The following is a 23422-nucleotide window of genomic DNA, read 5'->3' as shown; positions in this document are numbered from 1 at the left end:
AGGGCCCCTAAGCGGGTGAAGCCCGGTCCCGGGTTCGTGGCGCGGGGCATGGATGAAGCCCCCGGCCCTATGCGGCCGAGTCGGCGGACACGACGCGCTGGAGTTGAGCGATGCAAGCGATGAAACAGAGCCCTGATCGGACCGATCCCACCGGCAACCCGGCCCACCACGTTCCGGTCCTCATCGTCGGCGGGTCCCTCGTGGGCCTGTCGACCTCGGTGTTCCTGGGCCGGCTGGGGGTGCGGCACACACTCGTGGAGCGGCACTCCGGCACCTCCATCCATCCGCGCGGCCGGGGCAACAACGTCCGCACGATGGAGCTGTTCCGGGCGGCCGGCGTCGAGGGCGGCATCCGGCAGGCCGCCGCCACGCTGGCGGACAACCACGGCATCCTGCAGACGCCCACCCTGGTCGGCGACGCGGGCGAGTGGCTCTTCAAGGAGATCGACGCGGGCGGCGGACTGGCCCGGTTCAGCCCCAGTTCGTGGTGCCTGTGCAGCCAGAACGACCTGGAGCCGGTGCTGTTCGAGCACGCTGAACGACTCGGCGGCGATCTGCGGTACGGCACCGAACTGCTGTCGTTCGACAGCGACGCCTCCGGCGTCACCGCGATCGTCAAGAGCCGGGAGACCGGCGAGCACACCACCCTCCGCGCGGACTACCTCGTCGCCGCCGACGGCCCCCGCAGCCCCGTCCGCGAACAGCTCGGCATCAGCCAGAGCGGCCCCGGCGACCTGTTCCACAACGTCAGCGTCACCTTCCGCTCCCGAGGCCTCGCCGAGGTCGTGGGCGACCGCCGCTTCATCGTCTGCTACCTGACGAACCCGGACGCCGACGGGGCGCTGCTGCCCGTGGACAACCGGGAGAACTGGGTCTTCCACGCCCCGTGGCACCCCGAACACGGCGAAACCCTGGAGGAGTTCACCGAGGAGCGGTGCGCCGAGCACATCCGCCGCGCGATCGGGGTCGCCGACCTCGACGTCCGGATCACCGGCAAGGCCCCCTGGCACGCCGCCCAGCGGGTCGCCCGCAGCTACCGGTCGGGACGCGTCTTCCTGGCCGGCGACTCGGCCCACGAGATGTCCCCCACCGGGGCCTTCGGCTCCAACACCGGTATCCAGGACGCGCACAACCTCGCCTGGAAGCTGGCGGCGGTGCTCGGCGGCTGGGCCGGCGAGGGCCTGCTGGACACGTACGACGCCGAGCGCCGCCCGGTGGCGGAGGCGACCAGCGCCCGCGCCGCCGCCCGGTCGGTGGAGCACAGCCACCCCGGGTTCGCCCCGGCTCCGGGCGTCGGCGGTGGCGGCGGCCCGCAGCGCGGCATCCTCAACGTGGCCCTCGGCTACCGCTATCCGCAGGGCGCCGTCCTCGGCACCGACCCCGCGACCCCGGTCGTCCCGGAACGCCTCGACCTGTCCGGCGAACCCGGCAGCAGGGCGCCCCACATGGCGGTACGGCACCGGGGCGAACGCATCTCCACGCTGGACCTCTACGAACGCTCGCTCGTCCTGCTCAGCGACGCCGAAGCCGACGCCGAGGGGCCGGGCGGCTGGCACGAGGCCGCCCTGCGCCTGGCCGAGGCGATGTCCGTCCCCCTGGTCCCGTACCGGTTCGGCAGGGCATCCGCTGCCGAACTGACCCCCGAGGGCGACGCGGACTGGGCGGCCGCCCACGGGACGACGCCCGGTGGCGCCGTACTCGTCCGGCCCGACGGGTTCGTGGCCTGGCGGTCGCCCGGGCCGGTCCCGGACGCCGAGTCCGCCCTGCGCGACGTCCTGACCACACTGCTGACGACGGCCTGATCCCCGCAGCCCACACAGCCGGCCGGCCCCCGCACACTCCGGGGGCCGGCCGGCTGCTTCGTGCGCCCAGGCGTCCCGCCGAGAACGTGAACCCGCTTGCCGAGAAGGCCTGTTGAGGAGCGCCCACGGTGGCCGGGCGGGTCGGCCGCCGACCACCGGAAGGCGCGGCGGTCACCCGAGTGAACGCCTTGAGTGGTGGCGGAAGGGCGACTGGCTGACGGTGGATCACGTCGGGGGCGGGTCACCACAGCTGACGAAGCGCCAGCTGCCCGCCCGTCGACGGAAGGATCGTCAGATGCGCTCTGCTCGCATGCTCATGGCCACGGCGGCGGCTTCGGCCGTCCTCGCGCTCGGCGCGCCCGGCGCGTACGCGGCCGGGGACGACTGGGACCACACGGACTCCTCCTACGGCAAGGAGCACGAGAAGGGGAAGGACGAGAAGAAGGAGTACGGCTCGGAGCACGGCAAGAAGGAGTACGGCTCGGAGCACGGCGAGAAGGGTCACGACGCGCCGCGCGGTGGCGTGCACGCCGGTGGCGGCGCCCTGTCCTCGGTGACCGAGGACAGCTGGAGCGGCAAGCAGGACGGCGGCTACCCGACCGGGCAGCCGGACGCGACCTCCGGCACCGCCGGGCAGAGCAAGGGCTCCGGCACCGCGAAGCAGGACGAGAACTCCTGGAGCGGCAAGCAGGACGGCGGCTCCTGGAGCGGGAAGCAGGACAAGGAGTCCTGGGGCGGCGGCCACGAGAAGCCCAGCGGCGGGGTGCACACCGGTGGCGGTGGCCTGGCCTCGCCCGCGGTGACCGCCGGCGGGCTGGCCGTCCTGGCCGTCGCCGCGACCGGCCTGTACGCGGCGCGCCGCAAGAAGACGGCCGGAAGCGTGGCCTGACCCGTGCCGGGCGCGATAGCCGCCGTGACCGGCCGTGCCGCGTGACGGCCCGGCCGGTCACCCACGTGATGCACCGGTCACCCGCCTGGTGCACCGGTCACCCGCGTAGTGCATACGAGTCGCGCGCCCGAGGGGCCGGGCTCAGGATCGAGGCACGCCGACGTCACGCCGACGTCGCGCCGATCCGGCCGACGTCCGTCCGTCTTCGCCCCCCCACCGAGGAGATGTGCGCAGGATGACCACCACGTCCGAACGTGTATCGAAGACCCCGAAGCGACAGGTGTCGCAGCGTGTCTCCCAGTCCGTCTTCGACGGCTCCCGGCTCCGTGTCGTCCTGCTGGTGGACGTCTACGACGGTGCCCAGCAGCAGTTCCTGGAGGCGTACGAGCAGCTGTGCAACCAGGTCGCGTCCGTTCCCGGGCATGTCAGCGACCAGCTGTGCCAGTCCATCGAGAACCCCTCCCAGTGGCTCATCACCAGCGAGTGGGAGAGCGCCCCGCCCTTCCTCACCTGGGTGAACAGCGAGGAACACGTGCAGATGGTGAGGCCCCTGCACGACTGTGTGCGGGACACCCGCTCGCTCCGCTTCCACATCGTCCGCGAGACCGGCGGCCCGGCGCAGGACGCCGCGCCCGGCAAGCGCCGGCTGCAGACCTCGCCCCGGATCGGTGACGGCCTGATCCGGCACGCGCTCACCTTCACGGTCAAGCCGGGCAGCGAGGAGAAGGTCGCGAAGATCCTCGCCGACTACGCCGCACCGGAGCCGAGGGTCGACGACACCACCCGGCTGTGCCGCACCTCCCTGTTCATGCACGGCAACCGGGTGGTCCGGGCCGTCGAGGTACGGGGCGACCTGCTCGCCGCGCTGCGGCACGTCGCCCGGCAGCCCGAGGTACGGGCCGTGGAGGAGGCCCTCAACCCCTATCTGGAGCAGGACCGGGACCTCGACGACCCCGACTCGGCCCGGGTCTTCTTCACCCGTGCGGCGCTGCCCGCCGTCCACCATGTGACGGCAGGCCAGGAGAGCCCGGACGCCGTACGGCACGCGCTGTACTACCCGGCCCGCGAGGGCTGCGGTCTGCGGCTGGCCGAGCTGCTCGCCCGGCAGGACGAGGCGGCGGCGGACGACCCGCAGGGCCCGGTGCTGCGCAGCACGATCTTCCAGCGCGACGACATCGTGGTGCGACTGGTCGACGTACGCGGCGGGCTCGACGCCGACCCCGGCCCCGTGCTCGGTCTCACCGACCGCGCCCGGGCGGCCGAACTGACGGCGCTCCTCGACGGCGCCGCCCTCGGCATGGACGGCTCGCCGAAGGACAGCGCCCCCGCCCGCCTGCTCACGGTCGCCCGCATGGACCTCGTCACCGACCGCCGGGCGCCCGACGCCTGACCCCCCGGCAGCCGGGCCGTACCGGTCCCGCCCCATGCCGGCCCCGCCCCATGCCGATGCAGCACCTGTCCGATGCAGCTCATGTTCGGAGGAACGTCGTGATCAAACGCCATCCCGGAATCGTGGATGTCAGCGAGGTCGAGCCCAACACCCGGCGCGGCGGCGATCTGCGCGCCATGCTCACCCCCACCACAGTCGGCTCCACCAGCGGTTTCATGGGCGTGGCCATCGTGGCGCCCGGCGACCGCATCGCCGAGCACTACCACCCGTACTCCGAGGAGTTCATCTACGTCATCTGCGGGCAGCTGGAGGTGGACCTGGACGGCGAGCCCCACGAGCTGCGGCCGGAACAGGGGCTCCTGATCCCCGCCCACATGCGGCACCGCTTCCGCAACGTGGGCAACGTGGAGGCCCGTATGGTCTTCCACCTCGGCCCGCTGGCCCCGAGCCCGCCCCTCGGACACGTCGACACCGAGGACGCGAACGGCGTACCGATCCCGGTGGAGGCGGCCCACAAGAGTGCGGGACGGGCGGCCGAACGAGCCCAGGTCCGCTCATGACCAGGCGCGTGGCGGTCACCGGCATAGGCATCGTCGCCCCGGGCGGCATCGGGGTCCCGGCGTTCTGGGACCTGCTGGCAGGCGGCCGTACGGCGACGCGCGGCATCACCTTCTTCGACCCGTCCGGGCTGCGTTCGCGGATCGCCGCCGAGTGCGACTTCGACCCGGCGGCCCACGGACTGGACGCGGAGCAGACCGCCCGCTGCGACCGGTACATCCAGTTCGCCCTGGTCGCGGGCGAGGAGGCGGTACGCGACTCCGGGCTCGACCTCGCCACGGAGAACCCGTGGCGGGTCGGGGTCTCCCTGGGCACCGCGGTCGGCGGCACCACCCGACTGGAGCACGACTACGTCCTGGTCAGCCATCGCGGGCAGCGCTGGGACGTGGACCACCGGGAGGCCGGACCGCATCTGCACCGGGCGTTCGCGCCCAGCACCCTCGCCTCGACGGTCGCGGAACGCTTCGAGGCCCGCGGGCCGGTGCAGACCGTCTCCACCGGCTGCACCTCGGGTCTCGACGCCGTCGGGTACGCCTTCCACACGATCGAGGAGGGCCGGGCCGACATCTGCATAACCGGTGCCTCGGACTCGCCGATCTCCCCGATCACCATGGCCTGCTTCGACGCGATCAAGGCCACCTCCCCCAACAACGACGACCCGGCCCATGCCTCCCGCCCCTTCGACGCCGACCGCAACGGGTTCGTCATGGGCGAGGGCGGCGCCGTACTCGTCCTGGAGGAGCTGGAACACGCCCGGGCCCGGGGCGCGCACGTGTACTGCGAGATCGGCGGCTACGCCACCTTCGGCAACGCCTACCACATGACCGGTCTGACCACCGAGGGCCTGGAGATGGCCCGGGCCATCGAGGACGCCCTCGACCACGCCCGGCTCGACCGCACGGCCGTCGACTACGTCAACGCGCACGGGTCGGGCACCAAGCAGAACGACCGGCACGAGACGGCCGCCGTCAAGCGGACGCTCGGCGCGCACGCCTACGACACGCCCATGAGCTCCATCAAGTCCATGGTGGGGCACTCCCTGGGCGCGATCGGCGCGATCGAGGTGGTCGCCTGTGCGCTGGCCCTGACCCACCAGGTCGTCCCGCCCACCGCGAACTACGAGACCCCGGACCCCGAGTGCGACCTGGACTACGTCCCGCGCGTCGCCCGCGAGCGGCGGCTGACCCATGTGCTCTCCGTGGGCAGTGGGTTCGGCGGGTTCCAGTCCGCGGTGGTCCTGAGCCTGCCGAGGGAGAAGACACGATGAGCGAACGGCGTCCTCGGCGCGCGGCCGTCACCGGAATCGGCGTGGTCGCGCCCAACGGAACCAGCACCGCGACGTTCTGGAAGTCCACCAGGGAGGGCATCAGCGTCCTGGACCGGGTCACCCGCGAAGGGTGCGAGCACCTGCCGCTGCGGGTGGCGGGCGAGGTCCGCGACTTCGACCCGCCGTCGGCGGTCGAGGAGCGCTACCTCGTCCAGACCGACCGGTTCACGCACTTCGCGATGGCCGCCGCCGACCAGGCGCTCGACGACGCCCGCCTGCACCGGCCCGAGACCGACGCCGCGCCGTTCTCCGTGGGCGTGGTCACCGCGGCCGGCTCCGGCGGCGGCGAGTTCGGGCAGCGGGAGCTGCAGCAGCTGTGGTCCAAGGGCAGCCGCTTCGTCGGGCCGTACCAGTCGATCGCCTGGTTCTACGCCGCGAGCACCGGCCAGATCTCCATCCGGCGCGGCTTCAAGGGCCCCTGCGGGGTGATCGCCTCCGACGAGGCGGGCGGCCTGGACGCCCTGGCGCACGCGGCGCGGGCCGTGCGGCGCGGCACCGACGTGATGGTGGCCGGCGCGACCGAGGCGCCGCTCGCCCCCTACTCGGTGGTCTGCCAGCTCGGCTACGAGGAGCTGAGCGCCGTCGACGACCCGGACCGCGCCTACCGTCCGTTCACCGCGGCGGCCTGCGGATTCGTGCCCGCCGAGGGCGGCGCCATGCTGGTCGTGGAGGCCGAGGGCACGGCCCGGGAACGGGGCGCGCCCGTACGGGCCCTGCTGGCGGGCCACGGGGCGACGTTCACCGGCGCCTCCCGCTGGGAGGAGTCCCGGGCGGGACTCGCCGAGGCGATCCGGGTCGCCCTGGACGAGGCCGGCTGCGCCCCCGAGGAGATCGACGTGGTCTTCGCCGACGCCCTCGGCGTACCGGCGGCGGACCGTGCCGAGGCGCTGGCGATCGCGGACGCCCTCGGCGCGCACGGCACCCGCGTCCCCGTCACCGCGCCGAAGACGGCCATCGGCCGGGGCAACGGCGCGGCGGCCGTGCTGGACGTCGCGGCGGCGGTGCTCTCGATGGAGCACGGCGTGATCCCGCCGACCCCCAACGTCTTCGACGTCTGTCACGACCTCGACCTCGTCACCACCCGCGCCCGCGCCGTCGAATCGCGCACGGCGCTGGTCCTCAGCCGAGGACTCATGGGGTCGAACTCGGCGCTGGTGCTCCGGCTCGGCACCGGCGACGCCCCGTAGCACCACCAACAAGGGAGAAATCGCATGAGTGACCGCATCACCGTGGAAGAGCTGTCCGAGCTCATGAAGAAGGCCGCCGGAGTCACCGTCGGCCCGGAGGAACTCCGGCAGCGGTACGAGTCCGGCTTCGACGCCCTCGGTATCGACTCGCTCGGTCTGCTCGGCATCGTGGGCGAGCTGGAGAACCGGTACGGGACGCCGATGCCGCCGGACGCGGAGAAGAGCAAGAGTCCCCGGGAGTTCCTCGAACAGGTCAACAGCGCGCTTCTGGCGGGTGCCTGACATGGCCGGGCACACGCGGAACGAGATCGTCATCGGCGCGCCGGTCGACCTGGTCTGGGACATGACCAACGACGTCGCGAACTGGCCCCGGCTGTTCAGCGAGTACGCCACCGCCGAGATCCTCTCCCAGGAGGGGAACAAGGTGACGTTCCGGCTGACCATGCACCCCGACGAGAACGGCAAGGTGTGGAGCTGGGTCTCGGAACGGGAGACGGACCGCGACGCGCTCCGCGTGCGGGCCCGTCGCGTCGAGACCGGACCCTTCGCCCACATGAACATCGTGTGGGAGTACGAGAAGGTCCAGGGCGGCACCCGGATGGTGTGGACGCAGGACTTCGCGATGAAGCCGGACGCGCCGGTCGACGACGACTGGATGACGAACAACATCAACCGGAACTCCAAGGTCCAGATGGCCTTGATCCGGGACCGCATCGAGAAGGCCGCCGCCGAACGCGGTGCCGCGCCGGGCCTGACCGACTGAGCCGGACGGAGAACACCCCCATGCACCAGACCCTGATCGTCGCCCGGATGGCCCCGGGTGCCGCCCCCGACATCGCCAAGATCTTCGAGGAGTCCGACCGGGGGGAGCTGCCGCACCTCATCGGGGTCTCCCGGCGCAGCCTCTTCCAGTTCGACGATGTGTACCTGCACCTCATCGAGTCCGAGCGCGACCCCGGCCCCGCCATCGCCAAGGCGGCCGGGCACCCGGAGTTCCGGGACATCAGCGACCGGCTGACCGCCCATGTCAGCGCGTACGACCCGGCGACCTGGCGTTCCCCGAAGGACGCGATGGCGCGGCGCTTCTACCTCTGGGAGCGCGACCCGGCCGGCTGACCCGCCGGCCGAACACCGCACACCGAACACCGGCCGCCGGGCCCGCGATGGCGCGGGCCCGGCGGTCAGTTCTTCCCGGGTTTCCGGGGTTCCGGGTTTCCGGGGTTCCGGGCTTCCGGGGTTCCGGGGTTCCGGTGCTCAGCCCGGCACGTGGCAGTCGAACGCGTGGAGATAGGCGTTGACCGGCCGTACGTCGTCGATGACCAGCCCCGCGTCCGTCAGTCTGCGGGTCATGCTCTCGGTGGTGTGCTTGGCCCCTCCGACGTTGAGGAGCAGCAGCAGGTCCATGGCGGTGCTGAACCGCATCGAGGGCGTGTCGTCGACGAGGTTCTCGATGACCACGACCCGCGTGCCGGGACCGCCCGCCCCGATGACGTTGCGCAGCAGCCGGGCCGTGCTGTCGTCGTCCCACTCCAGGATGTTCTTGATGACGTACACGTCGGCCCGGACCGGGACGGCCTCGCGGCAGTCGCCGGGGACGACCCGCATCCGGTCCGCGAGCGCGCCGCCCGGACGCAGCCGGGGGTCGGCCTTCTCCACCACGCGCGGCAGATCGAGCAGGGTGCCGTGCAGCGCCGGGTGCTTCTCCAGCAGGCTCGCCACCACATGCCCCTGACCACCGCCGATGTCGGCGACGGACGAACTCCCCGACAGGTCGAGGAACTCGGCGACGTCCCGCGCGGACTGCACACTGGACGTGGTCATGGCGCGGTTGAAGACGTCGGCCGACTCCGGGGCGTCCTCGTTGAGGTAGACGAAGAACTCCTTGCCGTACAGGTCCTCGACGACGTTACGGCCGGAGCGCACCGCCTCGTCCAGCCTCGGCCAGGCGTCCCAGGTCCACGGCTCGGTGCACCACAGGGCGATGGCGCGCAGGCTGTGCGGATCGTCCTCGCGCAGCAGCCGGGACATGTCGGTGTGCGTGAACGTCCCGTCCGGCCGCTCGGCGAAGACGCCGTGGCAGGACAGGGCCCGCAACAGCCGCCGCAGCGGCTTCGGTTCGGTCTTCACCGCCGCGGCGAGGTTCTCCACGGACAGCGGGGTGTCGCCGAGGGCGTCGGCGACCCCCAGCCGGGCGGCCGCGCGGAGGGCGGCGGCGACGGCCGCCCCGAACACGAGCTCCCTGAACCGCATGGGCGCCGGTGGCACCGGTGCCGCGGGTACGGCCTGTTGGGTCTGCGCGGCCTGTGCGGCCTGTGCCGTGGGTACCGCTTTCGCGGTCCGGGCGGTCGTCATGTGACGCCTTCCTTCTTCGAGTTCATGAGCGACCACGGCCGGTCAGCACAGTCCCGCGGGCTTGGACGCCCGGCAGGTGTTGCCCGTGAAGGTGTTGCCCTTGCCGGCGGTGTCCGTGTTGACGATGTCCGCCGGGGCGTTGCCCTCCAGCACGTTGTCGGTGATCCGGTTCCGCTCGCTGGTGGTGCCGACGAAGCTCTTCCACACGACGATGCCGCCCGACAGCGGGGAGGTACCGGCGTTCCCGATGATCCGGTTCCGTGTCACCAGGGTGTCCTCGGCGCCGGTGAGCACGATGCCGGTGCCCTGCAGCGCGTCCAGTCGCGCGGTCTTGGGGCAGGACTTGTTGTTGCGCGCGATGTGGTTGTCGCGCACGGTCAGGGCGCCGGCTCTCGGCTTGTTCTCGTCGCCCACGACGAAGATGCCCGCGCAGTTTCCGGTGAGGTGGTTGTCCGCGACGATGAGGTTGCGCAGGCGCCGGACGGTGAGGCCGATCCGGTTGCCCTCCAGGCGGTTGTGCGCGACCACGGTTCCGCCGGTGTCCGTGGCGCCCTGCTCGGCCTTGATGGTGTTCGCGAGGAACAGACCGGCGTCGCCGTTGTCGCGGGCGGTGTTCTTGTGGAACACACCGCGCACCGAGCGCTCCTGGGCGATGCCCCACACGCCGTTCTTCACGGCGACCACGCGCCGCACGGTCAGCCTGTCCGTGTCCAGGGCGAACACCCCGGACCCGGCGAAGCCGGTCACGGTCAGGGAGGCGACGGTGACGTCCTCGACCTTGCGATCCTTGGTCCCGATCACGCAGATGCCGTTGCCGCTGTCGCCGCAGCCGTCGGCGGCCTTCTTCACGGCCGGTGCGACGACGGTGCCGGGGCCCATGCCGCGCAGGGTGATCCCGGGTGTGCTCACCTTGACGCTCTCGCGGTACGTGCCGGAGGTCACGAGCACGGTGTCGCCCGCCCCGGCGGCGTCCACCGCCTTCTGGATCGACTCCCCCGGGAAGACCACATGGGTCTGATGGTCGGCGACGGCCTGCGGGGCGGCCCCGAGCCCCACCCCGATGACCGCCACGATGCATGCCAGATAGCCAATATGCCATTTCTTCATATTCCGCAAGATATGACCAGAGACCTCACAAACAGGCGGATAGTCCATCCGACGGCGTGTCCCGCGCCCGCCCTCGACACAACCGCCGCCCTCGACACAACCGCCGCCCTCGGCACGACCGCCGTCCGCGAATCGGCCACGGTCCGTGAGGGGGACAGCCGGGCCAGGCCCCGGTCAGGCGAGGGTCGCGGCGGCGCCGCCTCGGTCGACGACGGCTTCGACGACGGCGAATATCGCGCCCTGGAGGACAGCCGCCTCAGGATCCGAGGCGGCGGCGGTCCTCGTCGTCCCACGTGCGGGTGTCGCGCGGCCGGACGTACGGCTCCTCGTCCGGCGGGTGGCCGCCCGCGATGGCGCGCCGGCGGGCCAGTTCCGCGTCGAACTCCAGGCCCACGAGGATCGCCAGATTCGTGATCCACAGCCACACCAGGAAGATGATCACGCCGGCGATCGCACCGTACGTCTTGTTGTACGAGCCGAAGTTCGCCACGTAGAAGGCGAAACCGGCCGAGGCGATCATCCAGATCACCAGCGCGAGGAAACTGCCCGGTGTGATCCAGCGGAAGCCACGGATCCGCGCGTTCGGGGTGGCCCAGTAGAGGACCGCGATCATGATCGTGACCAGGAGGACCAGTACCGGCCACTTCGCGATCGACCACACGGTGAGCGCCGTGTCGCCCACCCCGAGCGCGGTGCCCACCTCCCGGGCGAGGCCGCCGGTGAACACCACGATCAGGGCGCTGATCACGGCCATGACCATCAGCACCACCGTCACGCCGACCCGGACCGGCAGCACCTTCCACACCGGGCGGCCCTCGGGGATGTCGTACACCGCGTTCGCGCTCCTGATGAACGCCGCGACGTAGCCGGAGGCCGACCACACCGCGAGCGCCAGACCCACGATCGCCATGACGGAGCCGAGCCCGGCGTTGCCCTGCATCTGCTGGACGGCGTTGGTGAGGACGTCCCGTGCCGCGCCGGGGGCGAGCGTCTGGATGTTGTCCAGCACCTGCTGCGTGGCCGACTGCCCGACGATCCCCAGCAGGGACACGAGCGCCAGCAGAGCCGGGAACAGGGCCAGGATCCCGTAGTAGGTCAGCCCCGCCGCCCGGTCGGTCAGCTCGTCCTTCTTGAACTCCTTCAGGGTGCCCTTCAGCACCGATCGCCAGGAGCCCTTGGGCAGGTCCGTGGGGCTGTCTGGCGCCCGCCGCTCCACCTGCTCATCCGGCCCGGCGTCCGACGCCCGCCGCTCCACCCGCTCGCCCGGCCCGGCGTCCGGCGCACGCGCGGTCTCGGTGACCTCGCCGTCCGTGACGGTTCCGCCCTGCCCGCCATGTTCGGCGTGCCCGCCATGTTCGGCGTGCCCGCCATGTTCGGCGTGTTCGGCGTGTTCGGCGTGTTCGGCGTGCCTTCCGTGCCGCCTCAATGTCCGCATCATGCCGTGCGGGTATCCGACCCGGAGCGGCTTATACGCATATTTGCGGCATTTTGCTCAACGCGGGGGCGCCGGGCCGTCGTAGACGTTGTCCGGGGTGACGATCTCCGTGATCGCACGGGCGAGCAGCGAGGACGGCTCCTGGCCCTCGTAGGTGACGTCGGTGTTGAGCAGGAGCACCAGGGTGGCCTTCCGCGACGGCAGGTGGACGGTGACGCTCTGTTAGCCCGGGATGGAGCCGTTGTGCCCGATCCAGCCGCCGGAGTCGAAGATGCCGAGGCCGTAGCTGGTGCCGGGGAAGCCGGTCGGCAGCATCGTGAGCCGCTCCCGCTGGGTCTGCGGGCTGAGCAGCGTCCCGATGGCGACGATCCTGGCCCAGCGGCGCAGATCGCGCAGGTCCGAGATCATCGCCCCGGCCGCCCAGGCCCAGCTGGGGTTCCACTCCGTGGCGTCCGCGATCTCACCGCTCAGTGTCTGGTTGGTGTATCCGTGCGCGCGGCTCGGGGAACTCGCGCCCCTGGGGGAACAGCGTGTGACGCAGGTGGGCGGGGCGGAGCACTCGCTGGTGGATGAAGTCGGCCAGGCGCTGACCACTGACCTTCTCGATCACCAGGCCGAGCAGGGTGAGGTTGGTGTTGGAGTACTGGAACCGCTCGCCCGGAGCGAAGGGGTTCGCGTGCCGGAAGCCGTACGCGAGCAGTCCCCGGGGCGTGAACGAGCGGGTCGGGTCGCTCAACAGGGCCTTAGTGAAGTCCGGGTCGGCGCTGTACGGGAACAGGCCGCTGCGCATCTCCGCGAGCTGACGCAACGTGATGCGGTCACCGCCCGGCACGCCGCGCATATAGCGGGAGATCGGGTCGTCCAGCCGGATCCGGCGGTCGTCGAGGAGTTCGAGCAGCGCGGTGACCGTGAAGGTCTTGGTCTCGCTGCCGATCCGCATGAACAGGTCGGTGGTCATCGGCCTGCGGGTGGCGGTGTCGGCGACCCCGGTCGCCCGGACGCAGCACCCCTGGCCCGGCATCCACAGCCCGACGGCGGCGCCGGGGATGCCGGCCTCCCGGCGGACGCCCACGACGGCCTCGTCCAGCCGCGCGGTCAGTTCGGGGCCGAGGCCGTCCGGCGGGCACTCGTCCCTGTCGTACCGGTCGACGGCCGTGGGGGGCGCGGCGTGGACGGCCGTGGCGGGCGCCACCGCCGTCGGGGTCAGCACGGACGCCACCAGCAGGGCGGCGGCGAACAGACGGCGGGAGGGGGTACGTCGCATGCCGGGACGCCTCTTCCGGATCAGGGACCAGAGGGGCCAGGCTCACCAGCCGGGCCCGGGCGGAGACGCCCGGCCGGTACGCGGTCCGGCGAGTCCACCCGTTCGGAGGCACGCGCACGTTCACCATTTCATCGGCAATTCACCGGGATTCGAAACTCGCGAAAATCCCCGCTGATCGCTATTCTCCCGAATGCCAAAAAGCGGGCGTCGACCCCTCTCGTGCCGGTCGGAAAAGCGGATCCCGAATGGACAGGTGTCATCATGCGAACCGATTATGATGCGGTAGACCAAAACCTTGACGGGACCCAGCCGCTCGAGACGCTCGAGACGCAGTCCATCTGGCTCCCTGGCCCGAGGGCCTCGTCCGGCGTATGGGATCCGATCGACGAGCTGATCCACATGCCGTACACGGCGCACACCATGGGACCCGCCCCTACCCTGCAGGGCGTCCGCGATCGTCCGCGCCGCCCGGTCAGCCGACGGCGGCCACGCCCGGGTGCTCACATCTTTTCCGGGAACCAGAAAATCATTCCTGTGGCGATCTTAATCACGACGATCGCCCTGTGCGCAATGATTATGTTGTACTGGTCCCTCTCTTATTCGTACAGTCAGCTACGCGGCATCGCCGTGCTGGTGGTGTCGGAGAATCTGGCGCGCTGGTGGCCGCTGACCGTGTACGGGCCGTGGCTCCTGGCGGGTCTGTCCATTATCCGGGCATCCGTTCAGCACCGGACCGCTCGGCGGTCCTGGGCGGTGATACTGCTCTCCTCCGGCACGGCGGTGGCCCTGTGCATCGGTCAGTCACCGAGTTCGATGCTGGCCATGGTGATCGTCGGAATTCCACCGATCACCGCGCTGGTCTGTTTCCGTGAGCTCGTCGGCCAGTTCTCGTCCGGGCGCGGCCCCCGGCATGCCGCCGACACCCTCAACGGGCCCAAGCAGGGCAGGCCGTGACTCACCACGGGGTCCCGAGGGTCTGTTCCGTCCAGATCGTCTTGCCCGTGGGGGTGGGGCGGGTGCCCCAGCGCTGGGTCAGCTGGGCGACCAGGAGCAGGCCCCGGCCGCCTTCGTCGTAGGTGCGGGCGCGGCGCATGTGGGGTGCCGTGCTGCTGGCGTCCGAGACCTCGCAGATGAGGCTTCGGTCGTGGATGAGACGCAGTTGGACGGGCGGCTCGGCGTGCCGGATGGCGTTGGTGACCAATTCGCTGACGACCAGCTCGGTGACGAAGGCCGCGTCGTTCAGGCCCCAGCTCTCCAGCCGGCCGAGGGCGTTCTTGCGGGCCTCGGCGACGGCGGAGGGGTCGGGGGACACGTCCCAGGTGGCGACCAGGTCGGGGTCGAGTGCCCGGGGGCGGGCGATGAGCAGGGCCACGTCGTCGGTGGGCCGCTCGGGCAGTACGGCGCCCAGGACCCGGTCGCACAACGCGTCCAGGGAGGCGGCGGGGCCGACGAGGGTCCGACGCAGCCGGGTGATGCCGTCGTCGATGTCATCGAGGCCGGCGCTGTCGCCGTTTCCGGTCGCGGTGTTCCGGGATTGGATCAGACCGTCGGTGTAGAGGGCGAGCAGGCCGCCCTCCGGCAGCTCGGTCTCCAGCGACTCGAAGGGCAGACCGCCCAGACCCAGCGGGGGCCCCGCCGGAAGGTCGAGCAGTTCGGCGGCGCCGTCCGGGCTCACCACGACCGGCAGCGGATGCCCCGCCCGGGCGAGCGTGCACCGGCGCGAGACGGGGTCGTACACGGCGTACAGACACGTCGCCCCGACGACACCGGCGGTCACGTCTCCCATGCCGAGGCCCGCACCCGCCCCCAGGCCACCCACACCCACGCCTCCCGCGCTCAGGCCACCCACACCCACGTCTCCCGCGCCCACGCCTCCCGCACCCGCGTCTCCCTTGGTCGGGACCCCCGCGCCCAACCCTCCCGCGCTCGTCCCGCCTCCGCTCGTCCCGCCCGGGCTCGCCTCTCCCGTACTCCCCCTCCCCCCACCCATGGCCACTCCCTCAGCGGTCCCCCCTCCCCCCGCGGCCCGTTCCGCGCCCTCCGCCTCGGTGGCCAGGCGGGCCACGAGGTCGTCGAGGTGGGTGAGGAGTTCGTCGGGGGGCAGGTCGATGTCCGCGAGGGTGCGGACGGCGGTGCGCAGTCGGCCCATGGTCGCGGAGGCGTGGATGCCGTGCCCCACGACGTCGCCGACGACCAGCGCCACCCTCGCCCCGGACAGCGGGATCACGTCGAACCAGTCGCCGCCCACCCCGGCCCGGGCGCCGGCCGGGAGGTAGCGGGAGGCGACTTCGACCGCCGTCTGCTCGGGCAGGCTCTGCGGGAGCAGGCTGCGCTGCAGGGTGACGGCCGTGCCCCGTTCGCGCGTGTAGCGCAGCGCGTTGTCGATGCTGACCGCCGCCCGGGCCGCCAGTTCCTCGGCCAGGACGAGGTCGTCCTGCTGGAAGGGGTCGGGGTGCCGGTGGCGGGCGAAGACGGCGACCCCCAGGGTGGTCCCGCGTGCCGACAGGGGCACGGTCATCGCCGAGTGGAACCCGTACTCACGGATACGGGAGGTCCGGACCGGGTCCTGGGCCACCCAGTCGGCGATCGCCGGCTCGGTCACCCGGTACAGCACGGCGCGCCCCGAGCGCAGGCTCTCCACCGGCGGCGAGCCGTCCGGGTACTCGTCCACCTCGCCGGGCGCGACGACCGCCTCGGGACTCCCCGGATACACGGACCGGTGCGCGACGCGCCGCAGGGCCAGGGCGCGGCCGGCCGCGGGGACGTGCGGAGGCGGTTCGCGCAGGTCGTCGAGGGACGCCAGCAGGTCGACGCTGATGAAGTCGGCGAGGTCCGGGACCGCGATGTCCGCCAGTTCCTGCGCCGTCCGTGTCACGTCCAGGGTGCTGCCGATGCGCCGGCCGGCCTCGGCGATCAGCTGGAGGCGTTTGCGTGCCCAGTACTGCTCCGTCATGTCGTGCCCGGTGGTGGCCACGCCGAGCACGCGGCCGTTGTCGTCCTCCAGCCGGTAGAGGTGGACCGACCAGGCGTGCTCGCGGGTCTCGCCGGGGGCGCGCGCGTGGTTCTCCATGTACTGCGGTTCGCCGGTCTCCAGGGCCCGCCGCATCAGCCGCTCGACCTCCGCGATGGCGGGGTCGTCCACCGCCTCGGCCATCCGCAGCCCGCGCAGGTCGTCGTCGCTCAGGCCCAGGGCGCCGCGCGAGCCCCGGTTGGACCGGCGCCAGCGCAGGTCCATGTCGTGCACCGAGGTCGCGCAGGACGGGGAGTCGAGGAAACCGTGCAGCGCGAGCGCGTCGTCGGCGGGGCGGGGCCGCGTCCCGGTCAGCGCGGAGACCAGGAACCAGTCACGGGTCCCGCAGTACGACGTGCGGTGATGCGCGAGGACCTTGACCTCCACCCGGCGGCCGTCGCGGTGCCGGAGGACGAGGGTGCCGTGCCACCTCGGCAGGTCGGCGAAGGAGGGGAGGTCGCCCGCCGGGGGATCCTCGGCGAGCAGGGAGGCGGCCGGCCTGCCCAGGATCTGCGTCGGCGTGTATCCGAGGAGGTGTTCGGCGCCGGCGCTCCAGCCGGTCACGGTGCCGTGTTCGTCGACGGTGGCCCGCGCGGTGAGCGCCTCACCGACCGCGTCCGGGCCGGGGCCCGCTCCCGATTCGCCGACGACCCGACGTTCCATGTCCGCTCATCTCGCTCTCACCGAGCTCTCCACCCATGTTCCGATCGCTACCTTCGGTATGTCCCCTCGCACCCCTTTCAATCTATTTCGCGACCGTCGCGTGAGCATCAGACCCCCGGGGCGCCCCCGAGGTCACCCCGGGACGCCGGGCCGTCCGCCGCCCCCACGGGGAGGCGGACCCCTGGGACCGGCCGACTACACGGACTCGGAGATGACCTCGCCGGTCAGCCATCGCGCGACGTCGGCGGGGCAGGGCACCGGCAGGCCGAGGACGATGTGGGGGAAGTCGGCGGCGAGGGCCTGGCCGATGGCGGCGCGGGGGGCATCAGCGCCGAGAACAATCCCCACCACGACGCCCGCCGACTCGCCGGAGCCCTCGTCGCGGGCCTGCGCCGACCGCATTGACGGCGCCGACCGGGCAGCTGACCGGAGCCGGGCGCCGCGCGGACACGGACGGTCGTACGCACCCGAACAATCTGTGGCCCTACACGTGTCACTCCCTTGCCAGGCAGGCGCGTTGAGGCAAACATGGGGCAGCTCGTTTGAGCCGAAACCACATCCTTCTCTTCCGCCCGACAGGTGAGGCATGTCTACAAGTGCGTCCAGAATGCGGCACGCGGCCGGCGACGGCTACGCGTCCACCGGCTCCCTCAAACAGAACGCGCTCGGCGTCCTGGGCATCCTCTTCTTCGTGCTCTCCGCACAGGCGCCGCTGACCGGTGTCGCCGGAGCGGCACCGGTCGCGATAGCCATCGGCAACGGCCCCGGCGTCCCCGCGATGTACGTGGTGGCCGGGGTGGTCGTCCTGCTCTTCTCCGTCGGCTATGTCGCGATGGGCCGCCACGTGGTCGACGCGGGCGCCTTCTACTCCTACGTCGGCAAGGGTCTCGGTGGGACGGCCGCCGCGGGCAGCGCGGGCGTGGCGCTGCTCGCCTACCACGCCATCCAGGCGGCGGTGTACGGCCTGTTCGGTGCCGTCATGAACGGACTGGCCCTCCAGTACCTGGAACTGGACGTGCCCTGGTGGCTGTTCGCGCTCGGCACGATGGTGGTCGTCCAGGGCCTCGGCGCGACCGGCGTCGACGTGGGCGCCAAGGTGCTCGCGGTGTTCGTGCTGGCCGAGATCAGCCTGCTGCTGGTCTTCGGCGTGGTGATGCTCCTCAAGGGCGGCGGCCCCGAAGGACTGGCCCCCGGTGCCTCCTTCTCCCTGTCGGCGGCGCTCGACGGCGCGCCCGGGGTGGCGCTGATGTTCGCGGTGGCGTCGATGTTCGGCTTCGAGGCGACCGCGATCTACGGCGAGGAGGCGCGCGAGCCGCACCGCACGGTCCCCCGGGCCACCTATCTCGCGGTCGTCCTGGTCACCGCGTTCTTCGCCTTCACGTCCTGGATGCTGATCTCGGCCCACGGCGCGTCCGCGAGTGCGGCGGCCGCGGGCAAGGCCCTGGAGGCCGGGGACGGCGCCGCGTTCGTCGCCGCGCCGGTCTCCGCGGAGCTGGGCGCGTGGGCGGGCGACGCGCTGCCGATCCTGCTGGCCACCTCGCTGTTCGCCAGCATCCTGGCCTTCCACAACTCCGCCAACCGCTACCTGTTCTCCCTCGGCCGGGAGGGCCTGCTGCCGCGCGGGCTGAGCTCGCTCAACGGCCGCCAGTCGCCGTGGCTCGCGGGTGTCGTGCAGACCGCGATCGCCGCCCTGCTGGTCTTCCCCTTCGCCCTCGCGGGCGAGGACCCCGTCCTCACCCTCTTCTCCTGGCTCAGCGGTCTCGCCGTACTGGCGATCATGCTGCTGTATTTGCTGACCTCCGTGTCGGTCATCGTGTACTTCCGCCAGGAGCGGTCCGGCGACACCCGGCTCTGGAACACCCTGATCGCCCCCGCCCTGGGCGCCGTTGGCATCGCCGGGGCCATCTGGCTGATCATCTCCAACTTCACCACCCTCATCGGCGGTGACACCACCACGGCGGTCTGGCTCGCCCTGGCCGTGCCGGGCGCGCTGCTGGCGGGCATAACGATGCCCCTACTGGCCGGTACACCCAGCCGACGGTAGGAGCGGAGGGTCGTTTGCGGCTGCGGGCGCGGGTGCGGGCGCGTGGGGGCTGGTCGCGCAGTTCCCCGCGCCCCTGAAGAGCCGGGGCCTGCCTTTCAGGGGCGCGGGGAACTGCGCGAGAAGCCCCACCGGCCCCGCACCCACCGACGCAACCGCACCCCCCTCGCCCCCAGCCCCCAGCCCCCCGCAGGGGACCCGCGTCCGGTCAGCCCGTCGCGCGCTGCTGCCAGCCGCCGAAGGACAGCAGGGGGTCACCGCTCTCCAGGGCCCAGGGGTACGGCGTGACCATGCCGCCGATCGCGCGGAACACCTCGCCCGCCTCCCCGGCCCGCTTCGCCTGCACCAGCGCGTACGCCAGCAGGTTGAGGTCGGCAACCGCCGCGGCATGGGTCAGATAGCCGGGGCGGGGCCAGTCGGCCAGCGCGCGGCCCAGGGCCGCCACCGCGTTCGGGCGGCTCCACAGCTGGACGGCGGTGAGGGCTTCCAGCCCGCCCTGGTCGACGGTGCCCTGGTAGAGGTCGACGAGGGCGGCGATCTCCAGGCCCGCCGTCGGGGCCGTGGGCGCCGTTCCCGCGCGCACCCGGTCGAGGAAGTCGACGGTCTGCGCGTGCGAACCGCACTCCCACGGCGACAGATAGCCGAGCATCTGGAAGTGCGCCTCGCGATGCCAGGGGTCGCGTCGGACGATCTCGTCCCAGAGCGGGAAGACCTCCGCGCCCGGTCGGCGCCACAGCCGCAGCAGACCGAGCCGCACCACCCAGGGGGTGGGATCCTCGGGCCGCAGCCCGGCGGCCCGCTCGCAGGCGTCGAGCGCCTCCCGGGTCTCCCCCGGGACCGGCTGCTCCTCGTACCGCGCCCGCAGCAGGACACCCCAGGCGAACAGCAGTCGCGCGTCCGGGTCCTGTGGCTGCTCCTCGGCCCAGGAGCGCTGCAGGGCCGGTGACGTCGACTCCGCGAGGACGCTCAGCCGGTGGGCCCTGCGGTCCCAGTCCCGGCCGGTGTCGCGCAGCAGCTGCTCGATCATGGCCACCGCGAGGCTGCGACCGCCCGAACTCCCCCTCTCCACAAGACGCTTGCGCACCTTCCCGAGGTCCGTGTCGTCGAGTTCGGGGGCGAGTCTGGTCGTGCTTCGTCGGCGACCGAGGAGAGACATGCCCGGAGAGTAACGAATTTCGGTCGCACAGTGATGGTTCGAGGTGGACGTATGCCGATCCGATATCCCGACCACGGACCAACCATGAACGAGGGCGAGCACTGTAGCCCCAACTCGCCTATCCGGCAGGGTATTTCACCTTATGCACGCGATCTCCGCTCCCTATCATCGGAAGATGACGGAACCGACGCAGTCCGGCCCGTACGCGGGTCACCCCGCACCTCCGCACCCCGGCTACAGACCGACCGCCCCGCCGGGCGACCCGGCGGCGGTCCTGGACCGGGTGTCCGGCTCGCTGCTGGTGCTCGGCGCCCTCCTCGCCATCGGCGGTTCGTTCGCCACGCTGGACACATCGGTCCAGTACCTCAGCGAGGAACGGGATGAGCCGATCTACCACAACGTCGCGAAGGCGTGGTCCTACTCCAGCTGGGCAACCGGGGAGGAGACGACCACGGTCACGCAGTTCTCCGGGATCCCGCTGCTCATCGGCGGTCTGCTGGCCGTCGCCGCGGCCGTACTCCTGCTGACCGGCCGCAGCCGCCGGCTCCCGCTGGGCCCCGCACTCGCCGTCGGGAGCGCGGTGCTGCTCCTCGGCACGACGCTCATGGTGGTGACGGACGCGTTCAACGACACCCAGTGGGACACGGGCGAGCGGACCACGACCTACGGCGCCGGTTTCTATCTCCTGACCGTCGCCTGTCTGCCGGCACTCGGCGCGACCGTGACGACCGTCCTGGCCACCCGCCGCCCCGCCGCGACCTCCCCCGGGCCCGCACGGTCCTGGCAGTCCCCGCAGCCGCCGCAGCCGCCGCAGCCCTGGCAGACCCCGCAGCCGCAGCCCGCGCAGCCCTGGCAGGCCGCGCCCGCCCCCCAGCCGTACCCGCCGGACCGGCCTCCGGCCCCGCCCGCACCGCCCCAGGGCTGAAGTTTTTGCTCGGGGTGTCCGGTGTCTCACACCACTCACCCCGAGCCTGTGCTACCTTGCCATGAAGTGGCAGTTTTGGTTACCAGAGGCTTCTGAGTGCTCTTCGACCTTCCGTCGACGAGCACTCTTTGTTGTTTCCGGGACTTTCCGGGTCAGATCTTCCCGTGGGTCGAACCGTGCTGCGACACCGGGTCCGCAAAGTGCGGCTCCGGGCACTGCATCAAGGGAGTTTCAGCATGGCATCCGGCACCGTGAAGTGGTTCAACTCGGAAAAGGGCTTCGGCTTCATCGAGCAGGAGGGTGGCGGCCCGGACGTCTTCGCCCACTACTCGAACATCGCCACCTCCGGCTTCCGTGAGCTTCAGGAAGGCCAGAAGGTGACCTTCGACGTCACGCAGGGCCAGAAGGGCCCCCAGGCCGAGAACATCGTTCCCGCCTGACTCTGACGCGTACGCATGAGCCGGGGCCCGCGCCCGAAAGGTGCGGGCCCCGGCTCGTGTGCGACAGGCGCCGCCGCATCGAGGAAGGTCCCCATGAACCGCACGGCTCGTACGAACAGCAGCAGCTCCTCCTCCCGCCCCCGTACGGAGAAGGGCTCTGCCGCCCGCACGGACAAGAACTCCGCCGGCACCGGCACGTCCCGGGGCAACCGTGCCCGCTCGCAGGGGACGGGCGCGGCGGCGGGCAACCCGGGCGCTCCCTCCCGTGCGGCGAAGAACGGTGCGGCCAAGGCCGGTGCGGCGAAGAACGGTGCCCCCAAGAACGGTGCGCCCAGGAACGGTCGGAGCCGGCGTGGCGGTGGACCCGCCGTGGCCGCCGCCGGTGGGGAGTTCGCTCTGCCGGTCACGGTCACGCCCGCGCTGCCGGCGGTCGACGCGTTCGATGAACTGGACCTGCCCGCACGGCTGCTGGAGACGCTCCGCGCCGAAGGGGTGACCGCCCCGTTCCCCATCCAGGCCGCGACCCTGCCGAACTCACTGGCCGGGCGGGACGTCCTGGGCCGGGGCCGCACCGGGTCGGGCAAGACGCTCGCCTTCGGTCTCGCCCTGCTGGCCCGTACGGCGGGGCAGCGGGCCGAGCCCCGGCAGCCGCTGGCCCTCGTCCTCGTCCCCACCCGTGAACTCGCCCAGCAGGTCACCGACGCCCTCACCCCCTACGCCCGTGCGCTGCGCCTGCGGCTCACCACGGTGGTCGGCGGCATGTCCCTCGGACGTCAGGCCAGCGCGCTGCGCGGCGGCGCCGAGGTGGTCGTCGCGACACCCGGCCGGCTCAAGGACCTCATAGACCGTGACGACTGCCGGCTGGACCGGGTCGCGATCACCGTCCTGGACGAGGCCGACCAGATGGCCGACATGGGCTTCATGCCGCAGGTGACCGCGCTGCTCGACCAGGTGCGTCCCGACGGCCAGCGGATGCTGTTCTCGGCCACCCTGGACCGCAACGTCGACCGGCTGGTCCGCGACTACCTCCACGACCCCGTCGTCCACTCCGTCGACCCGTCCGCGGGCGCGGTCACGACGATGGACCACCACGTGCTGCACATCGAGGACGACGACAAGCACGCCACCACGACCGAGATCGCCGCCCGTGACGGCCGGGTGATCATGTTCCTGGACAGCAAGCACGCGACGGACCGGCTGGTCAAGAAGCTGCTGGCGGTCGGCGTGCGCGCGGCCGCCCTGCACGGCGGCAAGTCGCAGTCCCAGCGCAACCGGGCCCTGAGCCAGTTCAAGGACGGTGACGTGACGGCCCTGGTCGCCACGAACGTCGCGGCGCGCGGCATCCACGTCGACGACCTCGACCTCGTCGTCAACGTCGACCCGCCGGGCGACCACAAGGACTATCTGCACCGGGGCGGCCGTACGGCCCGGGCCGGCGAGTCCGGCACGGTCGTCACGCTCGTCCTGCCGCACCAGCGCCGTGACATGACCCGGCTGATGGCCGTCGCCGGCATCACCCCGACGACCACGAGGGTCCGCTCGGGCGGCACCGAACTGAACCGCATCACCGGCGCCCAGGCCCCCTCGGGCGTCCCGGTCGTCCTCACCCCGCCGGTCACCGAGCAACCGGCCGCCCGTCCGGCCTCCGCGTCACGCGGCCGCCGGAGCCGTCCTTCCCAGGGCCGCCGCCGCGCCCCCGCGAAGGGGAACGGCCGCTGACGACGGGCGCGTGAGCCGCGCTCAGCGGCGCAGGGCCTCCGCCGACTGGATGCGGGAGGCCCGCCAGGCCGGCGGAGACCGACGATCAGGCTGATGGCCCGGGCCGACGACCAGACGGGTGGCCCCGGCCAGGCGATCAGGCTGATGGCCCGGGCCG

Annotated in this window: 20 protein-coding genes and 2 pseudogenes; 14 read left to right on the top strand and 8 right to left on the bottom strand. The window is 72.0% G+C overall.

Translation table 11 applies throughout. The features are described 5' to 3' along the window. Nucleotides 1-110 precede the first annotated feature (110 nt). The 9 genes from OG202_RS26100 (at nucleotide 111) to OG202_RS26060 (ending at nucleotide 8269) form a co-directional block, all read left to right on the top strand. Entirely contained in the window at nucleotides 111-1802 is a 1692-nt protein-coding gene (locus OG202_RS26100) for an FAD-dependent oxidoreductase (RefSeq protein ID WP_443052287.1), read from the top strand. A gap of 295 nt (nucleotides 1803-2097) precedes the next feature. Beyond that, nucleotides 2098-2691, top strand: a complete 594-nt coding sequence (locus tag OG202_RS26095; protein ID WP_328223660.1) for a hypothetical protein — start codon at nucleotides 2098-2100, stop codon at nucleotides 2689-2691. Nucleotides 2692-2926: 235 nt separating this feature from the next. Further along, nucleotides 2927-4081, top strand: coding sequence for a SchA/CurD-like domain-containing protein (locus OG202_RS26090; RefSeq protein WP_327728615.1), 1155 nt, complete (start codon nucleotides 2927-2929; stop codon nucleotides 4079-4081). A gap of 98 nt (nucleotides 4082-4179) precedes the next feature. After that, complete coding sequence (locus tag OG202_RS26085; protein ID WP_326580144.1) at nucleotides 4180-4641, top strand: cupin domain-containing protein; 462 nt, start codon at nucleotides 4180-4182, stop codon at nucleotides 4639-4641. Beyond that, a complete protein-coding gene (locus tag OG202_RS26080; protein WP_328223659.1) occupies nucleotides 4638-5906 on the top strand; it encodes a beta-ketoacyl-[acyl-carrier-protein] synthase family protein in 1269 nt (422 codons plus the stop codon). Before OG202_RS26085 ends, OG202_RS26080 begins: the two co-directional genes overlap by 4 nt. Next, nucleotides 5903-7153 (top strand): beta-ketoacyl synthase N-terminal-like domain-containing protein, encoded by a 1251-nt coding sequence (locus OG202_RS26075; protein ID WP_327728617.1) that lies wholly within the window; start codon nucleotides 5903-5905, stop codon nucleotides 7151-7153. The genes OG202_RS26080 and OG202_RS26075 overlap by 4 nt, the downstream gene beginning before the upstream one ends. Nucleotides 7154-7177: 24 nt before the next feature. Beyond that, the gene (locus OG202_RS26070; RefSeq protein WP_326580150.1) at nucleotides 7178-7435 is read left to right on the top strand and encodes an acyl carrier protein; all 258 of its coding nucleotides are present in this window, start codon (nucleotides 7178-7180) and stop codon (nucleotides 7433-7435) included. A gap of 1 nt (nucleotide 7436) precedes the next feature. Further along, nucleotides 7437-7916, top strand: coding sequence for an SRPBCC family protein (locus OG202_RS26065; protein WP_326580152.1), 480 nt, complete (start codon nucleotides 7437-7439; stop codon nucleotides 7914-7916). Between the two features lie 20 nt (nucleotides 7917-7936). Continuing rightward, nucleotides 7937-8269: a TcmI family type II polyketide cyclase gene (locus OG202_RS26060; protein ID WP_326580154.1), complete on the top strand. Its 333-nt coding sequence runs from the start codon at nucleotides 7937-7939 to the stop codon at nucleotides 8267-8269. A 138-nt stretch (nucleotides 8270-8407) separates the two neighbouring features. Here the strand turns inward: OG202_RS26060 and OG202_RS26055 are convergent, their stop codons facing one another. The 5 genes and pseudogenes from OG202_RS26055 to OG202_RS26035 form a co-directional block, all read right to left on the bottom strand. Further along, nucleotides 8408-9505: a methyltransferase gene (locus OG202_RS26055; protein ID WP_405895030.1), complete on the bottom strand. Its 1098-nt coding sequence runs from the start codon at nucleotides 9503-9505 to the stop codon at nucleotides 8408-8410. Nucleotides 9506-9547: 42 nt separating this feature from the next. Then, nucleotides 9548-10612 carry a right-handed parallel beta-helix repeat-containing protein gene (locus tag OG202_RS26050; protein WP_327728618.1) on the bottom strand — a complete coding sequence of 355 codons (1065 nt, stop codon included), beginning with the start codon at nucleotides 10610-10612 and terminating at the stop codon, nucleotides 9548-9550. A gap of 157 nt (nucleotides 10613-10769) precedes the next feature. After that, nucleotides 10770-10867, bottom strand: a pseudogene (locus OG202_RS26045) (DUF4235 domain-containing protein); the annotation flags it as partial. Between the two features lies 1 nt (nucleotide 10868). Next, a complete protein-coding gene (locus OG202_RS26040) occupies nucleotides 10869-12050 on the bottom strand; it encodes a YihY/virulence factor BrkB family protein (RefSeq protein WP_328223658.1) in 1182 nt (393 codons plus the stop codon). 54 nt (nucleotides 12051-12104) lie between these two features. Beyond that, nucleotides 12105-13311: pseudogene (locus OG202_RS26035) on the bottom strand (serine hydrolase domain-containing protein). Between the two features lie 261 nt (nucleotides 13312-13572). Between OG202_RS26035 and OG202_RS26030 the strand changes: the two are divergent. After that, nucleotides 13573-14265 (top strand): DUF2637 domain-containing protein, encoded by a 693-nt coding sequence (locus OG202_RS26030; protein ID WP_326580160.1) that lies wholly within the window; start codon nucleotides 13573-13575, stop codon nucleotides 14263-14265. A 1-nt stretch (nucleotide 14266) separates the two neighbouring features. Here the strand turns inward: OG202_RS26030 and OG202_RS26025 are convergent, their stop codons facing one another. After that, the gene (locus OG202_RS26025; RefSeq protein ID WP_327728620.1) at nucleotides 14267-16984 is read right to left on the bottom strand and encodes a SpoIIE family protein phosphatase; all 2718 of its coding nucleotides are present in this window, start codon (nucleotides 16982-16984) and stop codon (nucleotides 14267-14269) included. A 195-nt stretch (nucleotides 16985-17179) separates the two neighbouring features. After that, nucleotides 17180-17386, bottom strand: coding sequence for a hypothetical protein (locus OG202_RS26020; protein ID WP_327728621.1), 207 nt, complete (start codon nucleotides 17384-17386; stop codon nucleotides 17180-17182). A gap of 205 nt (nucleotides 17387-17591) precedes the next feature. Between OG202_RS26020 and OG202_RS26015 the strand changes: the two genes are divergently transcribed. After that, nucleotides 17592-19028, top strand: coding sequence for an APC family permease (locus OG202_RS26015; protein ID WP_327732165.1), 1437 nt, complete (start codon nucleotides 17592-17594; stop codon nucleotides 19026-19028). A gap of 205 nt (nucleotides 19029-19233) precedes the next feature. Here the strand turns inward: OG202_RS26015 and OG202_RS26010 are convergent, their stop codons facing one another. Then, a complete protein-coding gene (locus OG202_RS26010; RefSeq protein ID WP_327728622.1) occupies nucleotides 19234-20181 on the bottom strand; it encodes a hypothetical protein in 948 nt (315 codons plus the stop codon). Between the two features lie 175 nt (nucleotides 20182-20356). Between OG202_RS26010 and OG202_RS26005 the strand changes: the two genes are divergently transcribed. The 3 genes from OG202_RS26005 (at nucleotide 20357) to OG202_RS25995 (ending at nucleotide 23265) form a co-directional block, all read left to right on the top strand. After that, complete coding sequence (locus tag OG202_RS26005) at nucleotides 20357-21106, top strand: hypothetical protein (protein WP_327728623.1); 750 nt, start codon at nucleotides 20357-20359, stop codon at nucleotides 21104-21106. Between the two features lie 236 nt (nucleotides 21107-21342). Further along, nucleotides 21343-21546 carry a cold-shock protein gene (locus OG202_RS26000; protein WP_005483357.1) on the top strand — a complete coding sequence of 68 codons (204 nt, stop codon included), beginning with the start codon at nucleotides 21343-21345 and terminating at the stop codon, nucleotides 21544-21546. Between the two features lie 93 nt (nucleotides 21547-21639). Further along, nucleotides 21640-23265: a DEAD/DEAH box helicase gene (locus tag OG202_RS25995; RefSeq protein WP_327728624.1), complete on the top strand. Its 1626-nt coding sequence runs from the start codon at nucleotides 21640-21642 to the stop codon at nucleotides 23263-23265. The last annotated feature ends 157 nt before the right edge of the window (nucleotides 23266-23422 follow it).

Source organism: Streptomyces sp. NBC_00310, from assembly GCF_036208085.1.
Lineage (GTDB): Bacteria > Actinomycetota > Actinomycetes > Streptomycetales > Streptomycetaceae > Streptomyces.
Note: the sequence above shows the minus strand (reverse complement) of the source record. Positions and strands in the feature narration are given on the sequence as shown.

What these genes read in the sequence shown, in the direction of transcription:
- OG202_RS26100 (WP_443052287.1), top strand. Translation starts at nt 111, where the DNA reads ATGCAAGCGATGAAACAGAGCCCTGATCGGACCGATCCCACCGGCAAC.
- OG202_RS26095 (WP_328223660.1), top strand. Translation starts at nt 2,098, where the DNA reads ATGCGCTCTGCTCGCATGCTCATGGCCACGGCGGCGGCTTCGGCCGTC.
- OG202_RS26090 (WP_327728615.1), top strand. Translation starts at nt 2,927, where the DNA reads ATGACCACCACGTCCGAACGTGTATCGAAGACCCCGAAGCGACAGGTG.
- OG202_RS26080 (WP_328223659.1), top strand. Translation starts at nt 4,638, where the DNA reads ATGACCAGGCGCGTGGCGGTCACCGGCATAGGCATCGTCGCCCCGGGC.
- OG202_RS26075 (WP_327728617.1), top strand. Translation starts at nt 5,903, where the DNA reads ATGAGCGAACGGCGTCCTCGGCGCGCGGCCGTCACCGGAATCGGCGTG.
- OG202_RS26070 (WP_326580150.1), top strand. Translation starts at nt 7,178, where the DNA reads ATGAGTGACCGCATCACCGTGGAAGAGCTGTCCGAGCTCATGAAGAAG.
- OG202_RS26065 (WP_326580152.1), top strand. Translation starts at nt 7,437, where the DNA reads ATGGCCGGGCACACGCGGAACGAGATCGTCATCGGCGCGCCGGTCGAC.
- OG202_RS26060 (WP_326580154.1), top strand. Translation starts at nt 7,937, where the DNA reads ATGCACCAGACCCTGATCGTCGCCCGGATGGCCCCGGGTGCCGCCCCC.
- OG202_RS26055 (WP_405895030.1), bottom strand. Translation starts at nt 9,505, where the DNA reads ATGACGACCGCCCGGACCGCGAAAGCGGTACCCACGGCACAGGCCGCA.
- OG202_RS26050 (WP_327728618.1), bottom strand. Translation starts at nt 10,612, where the DNA reads ATGAAGAAATGGCATATTGGCTATCTGGCATGCATCGTGGCGGTCATC.
- OG202_RS26040 (WP_328223658.1), bottom strand. Translation starts at nt 12,050, where the DNA reads ATGATGCGGACATTGAGGCGGCACGGAAGGCACGCCGAACACGCCGAA.
- OG202_RS26030 (WP_326580160.1), top strand. Translation starts at nt 13,573, where the DNA reads ATGCGAACCGATTATGATGCGGTAGACCAAAACCTTGACGGGACCCAG.
- OG202_RS26025 (WP_327728620.1), bottom strand. Translation starts at nt 16,984, where the DNA reads ATGGAACGTCGGGTCGTCGGCGAATCGGGAGCGGGCCCCGGCCCGGAC.
- OG202_RS26020 (WP_327728621.1), bottom strand. Translation starts at nt 17,386, where the DNA reads ATGCGGTCGGCGCAGGCCCGCGACGAGGGCTCCGGCGAGTCGGCGGGC.
- OG202_RS26015 (WP_327732165.1), top strand. Translation starts at nt 17,592, where the DNA reads ATGCGGCACGCGGCCGGCGACGGCTACGCGTCCACCGGCTCCCTCAAA.
- OG202_RS26010 (WP_327728622.1), bottom strand. Translation starts at nt 20,181, where the DNA reads ATGTCTCTCCTCGGTCGCCGACGAAGCACGACCAGACTCGCCCCCGAA.
- OG202_RS26005 (WP_327728623.1), top strand. Translation starts at nt 20,357, where the DNA reads ATGACGGAACCGACGCAGTCCGGCCCGTACGCGGGTCACCCCGCACCT.
- OG202_RS26000 (WP_005483357.1), top strand. Translation starts at nt 21,343, where the DNA reads ATGGCATCCGGCACCGTGAAGTGGTTCAACTCGGAAAAGGGCTTCGGC.
- OG202_RS25995 (WP_327728624.1), top strand. Translation starts at nt 21,640, where the DNA reads ATGAACCGCACGGCTCGTACGAACAGCAGCAGCTCCTCCTCCCGCCCC.